Raw genomic sequence first — 4,840 nt, 5'->3', positions numbered from 1 at the left:
GCGAGTATTCGTAGAGCGCGCGGACAGCGCTGTCGTCTCCCGCCGGGAAAAGCAAATCCAGCGGGTTGCACGCTCCACATAGCACGTCAGCCAGGCGAGGCCCGCACACCGCCAGCAAATTCGCTTCGGCACACGTCGGCGGTTGCGTGTCGACCTGTGTATCTTCTGCACTTTCGGCCAGCATCGCCCACATTCTTGTTACCAGACGCCGGTAACAGGGAACCAATCCGGGCTGCTGATCGGCGCTCCAGCCCAGGCTGTCAAATGCCGCTCGCACATATCCGAGGCTACGCGCCTCCAGTGCGGCCAAAACGGCGGGGAACGCCAGTGCGTCGGGTTCGGCCAGCGCGGTACGTCTGACCTGGCAAATGCCCGGGTCGAGTGTCGGGATCGACGGAAAATTCTCTGCAGCCGTATGAATCAATGCCTGTTCGCGCCATGCTATTCCATACAACCAGGCGCGTACCTCGTCGTCCCGCACCTGATGCGGGACGGAAGATGGCTTCGGCGCATCGATCCAATATCGTTTTCGCTCGAACGGGTAGGTCGGCAGAACGAGTTTGCGGCCTTTTGAAGAATCCTGAACGTTTGAAGTCTCCGGCAACGGCAACGCAATACTGCCTCCGTCGGCGAACGATTCGAGCTGCGCTTTCAACCCGGTGATGTTTTGCGCGTGAATCGCAATTTGCTTTTCGAAGCGGGATCGCCCGGTATTGACTGTAAAACATAGGTCATGCAACGAAGTATCGGGATGCGTCATGAGGAAATGGCCAAGCCGTCCGCTCAGCGCTCGCAGTGCGGTGTCGCTCCTCGCCGACAGATGCAGCACGTGCGAACCTGTACGCTCGCCGGCCCTCGCCTTGAGCGCCGGCGGCTGTTCGACTACCACATGCACGTTGGTGCCGCTCATCCCGAAAGCGCTGACACCGGCACGGCGCGGCGCATCCTGCGAACGCCAGGGCGTCAGCGTCAGTGGCACTTCGATTGGGATTTCGTCCCATAAGATCTCAGGATTGGGTGTACGAAAATGCAGATGCGGTGGAATCTCACCCTGCTCCACCACGAGCGCCGCCTTGATCAGGCTGGCGATGCCGGCGGCCGCCTCAAGATGCCCGATGTTGCTCTTGGCCGACCCGATGCGAACCGGCTGTCGCGCCGCGTGCCCTGTCTGCAACGCTCTCGCCAGCGCATTCACCTCGATGGGGTCGCCCAGCGATGTACCGGTGCCATGCATTTCGACATAACCAATCTGCTCGGGGTCGAGCTGCGCATTCTTGAGCGCTTGCCGTATCACGGCTTCTTGCGCCAAACCGTTCGGTACGGTCAAGCCACTGCTGCGACCGTCGTGATTGACCGCCGAGCCGCGCAGCACCGCCACGATGTGATCGCCGTCCCGCAGCGCATCGCTGAGGCGCCGCAGCACGACGATGCCGCCGCCCTCGCCACGCCCGTAGCCATCGGCGCCGGCGTCGAAGGCCTTGCAGCGACCGTCGCGCGCGAGCGCATTCAACCGGCTGAAGCCAATCGCTGCGCCAGGCCACAGCATCACATTTACACCGCCGGCCAGCGCGATCTCGCATTCCTTCTGGCGCAAACCCTGGATGGCCAGATGAACCGCCAGAAGAGACGACGAGCATGTCGTGTCCAACTGCATGACCGGCCCCTGAAATCCGCACACGTAGGCCAGCCGCCCCGCCGCCATGGCACGCGCGTTGCCGAGCAGATTGTAGGCGTCGACCCTCTCCAGGTGGCCCGAACTCAGCGTCTTGTGCGCATAGTCCGCCATCGTGACGCCCAGGTACACGCCGGTGATGCTGCCGCGCATCTTCCCGGACGCATAGCCCGCGCGCTCCATCGCCTCCCATCCCAACTCAAGCACCAACCGCTGCTGGGGATCCAGGGCGCGTGCTTCGCGCGGCGCGATACCGAAAAAAGCGGCGTCGAATTCGTCGATGTTTTGCAGAAACGCCCCGTAGCGCGCATAGGTCTTGCCAGGCGCCGCAGCGTTCTCCGAGTAGTGTTCGCGCCAGTCCCAACGATCCGGCGGCACTTCACCTACCGCATCGACACCCTCGCGCAGTAGCTGCCAATACGCTTCCGGGTTGTCGGCCCTGCCGGGGAAACGGCAAGCCATACCGACGATTGCGATTGACTCGTTGCGGGCTGCCTCCAGTTCATCGACACGGGCGCGCAGTTTTTGCGTGACCAGAACAGCGCGCTGTAGCGGAGTAAGTTCGGGAGTGAGTTCGCTCATTGCCCCTCCAGGCCAATCCATTCACGCTCGATGAGCGCAGCAAGTTCTGCGTCGGAAAGTGCCCCGACAGCGGTCTCGATCGCATCGGATTCGATAGCGTGGTCCTGTGCCGGCGATACGGTGGGAGCGGCCGATGCATCGGCCGCCGCGATTCGCTTAACCAGGAATTCAGTCATCGAATGCAACGTGGGATATTCGAATATCGCCGTAGCGGACAACGGCATTTCAAGATCCCGCGACACACGATTTCTCAATTCGATCGACATCAGCGAGTCGAGCCCCAGTTCGCTGAATCCTTGCTGCGGATCGATGGAATGGTTTTCGCCAATACCGAGGACTTCTATCAAATTTTTCGACAAATAATCGGCAACCAGACACACGCGTTCAGGCGCAGTTGCGGTGGCAATTTCATGCCGTAGCTTCTGGGTCGTTTCGCCGACCCTGTTCCATTGTTGGGGCAGTAATCGGGACAGCAGAGGCAGTGTGACGCGATTGACCAGACTCCCGGCATGTTGTGTCCAGTTCATGGACACAACGCAAGCTTGCGTGACATCGGCATTCAACAGACGCTCAAGCGCTTCGATGCCCAGATCGGGTGCAAGGAAGTCGTATCCTTGCTCCGTTATGCGCCGCTGCAATTCCGGATCGAGCCTCGCCGCCATTCCGCTTCCCGCCCATGGTCCCCAGTTCACGCTCAGACCGTGATAGCCCCGCGCGCGGCGCTGTTGCATGAGAGCGTCGACGAACGCATTGGCAGCGGCGTAATTGGCTTGACCTTGTGCGCCCAGCACCGAAGCCACCGACGAGAAACAGACAAAGAAGTCCAGTGGCAAATTTGCAATGGCGCTATCCAGATTCAGCGCGCCGGTCGCTTTGGGCGCCAGCACGGTCTCGAATCTGTCGCGGCTCTGCGCTGCCAGCGGTGCATCGTCCAGCAGACCCGCGGCGTGAATCACCCCCCTCAGCGGCGGCATTTCATCAGCAATCAGGGCGATCAATGCCTGTACACGACTTGGGTCCGCAACGTCGGTTTCGACGATGCGGATCTGGCTATTGTCATTGGCGCCGCCGGCATTTTCGCCCGGCACACGCCGACCGGCGAGGACGACATGTTTCGCGCCGCGCGCCACAAGCCACCTGGCTACATGGCGGCCAAGCGCACCCAGCCCACCGGTCACGAGGTAGGTAGCGTCGGCATGCAGAGCCGGCACCGGACGAGTCTCGTTGCGCACGCGGGGAAGCCGGGCCAGACGCGCAACCAGCCGCCTGCCGTCGCGATACGCGGCCTGCTCCCGGTCGGCGCCATGCGCCAGCATATCCGTCAGCGCGGCAAGGTCGGTTGCATCGTCCGCTGAGGGATCGAGATCGATCAGTTGCAATGCAACGGTGGCGTGCTCGTGCGCAGCCGCGCGGGCTAACCCCCACAATGCCGACTGTGCCGGGTCAGTGTCGATCGCGCCGCGCGTAACAAGCCACAGCGGTCCAGAAGCGGAGGCAAAAATTTGCGCCAACGTCTCGCAACGGCGGCTCAACATCACGTCCTGGTCAAGCACGACAACGGTGACACCCGGCGGCATCAGCTTTTCGGCGAGCCTGTCGGCGCCGTCCGCGGCGAGCACGATCACGCCGGGAATCGCCGCCTGCGCGACCCGATCATCCGGCTGCCAGGTGATTTCGTAGAGACGGCTGGACACGTCCCCCTTAAGGGCGGACTGTAGATCGGCGCGATGGAGCTCACGAAACTCAAATCCTTCAACCCGCGCCACGATCCGGCCCGTGTCATCGAACAGCGCCAGGGCTTTGCCACCCGCATTCGCCCATAGCGGCTCACTGTTCGATGCGGTTCCCCAGAAACTGAATTTCTCGATACTGAATGGAATGCGCAGGATGTCTTCCGGCAATGCCCGCCATTGCGCCGTATGCATCATCAGGTGAAACCAGGAGTCGACAAGCCCGGCAAACAGCGGACTGTCGCCCGCGGCCTGTTCCCGCCGTGTCATGGGAATCCGCCCCCAGGCTTCGTCCACCCCGGGCCAGATCTGCTCCAACCATGGAAACGCTCGGCCCCAGCTATAACCGGAGCTTGCATGGCGGCCATAGAAATCATCGCCGGAAATCGGAGAACCTCCACCGGGCGGCAACCGCGGCGTGGTAGCGGGCGCTGCTTCAGCCGTCAATCGGGAAATTCGGCCGGACGCGTGTACCGTCCAGCCGCTCGAGGATTGGCTGGTGATGGTGAATCGGTTGGGTCGCCCGTTTTCCGTATCCAGAATCAACTGCACGACGGTGGACTCATCGTCCAGTCTCAGCGCCTCCGGAAAAAGGATGTCCGCAAGCTCACAAGCCTGACATGGTGCCAATGCCTGCAGAGCGGCAAGCACGAGGGATAGATGGAACGCTGCGGGAACGACAGTCGCACCGAACAAACAGTGTTCCGCCAGATAGGCGGGAGTCAGTCGGCTCAGCGGCAGTTCGAAACGGATCTCACGCGAGAATGGCAGGTAAAGACGTCGCCCCGGCAACGTCGGCCCGACGGTATCGCTTGATGATCCCGACACATCCGGCTCTGCCGTCGCCCTGTCGTTT

At 62.0% G+C, this 4,840-nt stretch carries 2 protein-coding genes; both read right to left on the bottom strand.

What is annotated here, in order from left to right:
• The coding region (locus PQR53_RS38630; protein ID WP_408465831.1) for a type I polyketide synthase at positions 1 to 2,254 on the bottom strand (2,254 nt) is incomplete at its 3' end.
• A partial coding sequence (locus PQR53_RS38625; protein WP_408465829.1) for a type I polyketide synthase occupies positions 2,251 to 4,840 on the bottom strand: 2,590 nt, incomplete at its 5' end. The genes PQR53_RS38630 and PQR53_RS38625, both read right to left, overlap by 4 nt.

The organism is Paraburkholderia fungorum, assembly GCF_046027605.1.
Taxonomy (GTDB): domain Bacteria; phylum Pseudomonadota; class Gammaproteobacteria; order Burkholderiales; family Burkholderiaceae; genus Paraburkholderia; species Paraburkholderia fungorum_F.
This window is presented reverse-complemented; position numbering and strand designations above follow the sequence as displayed.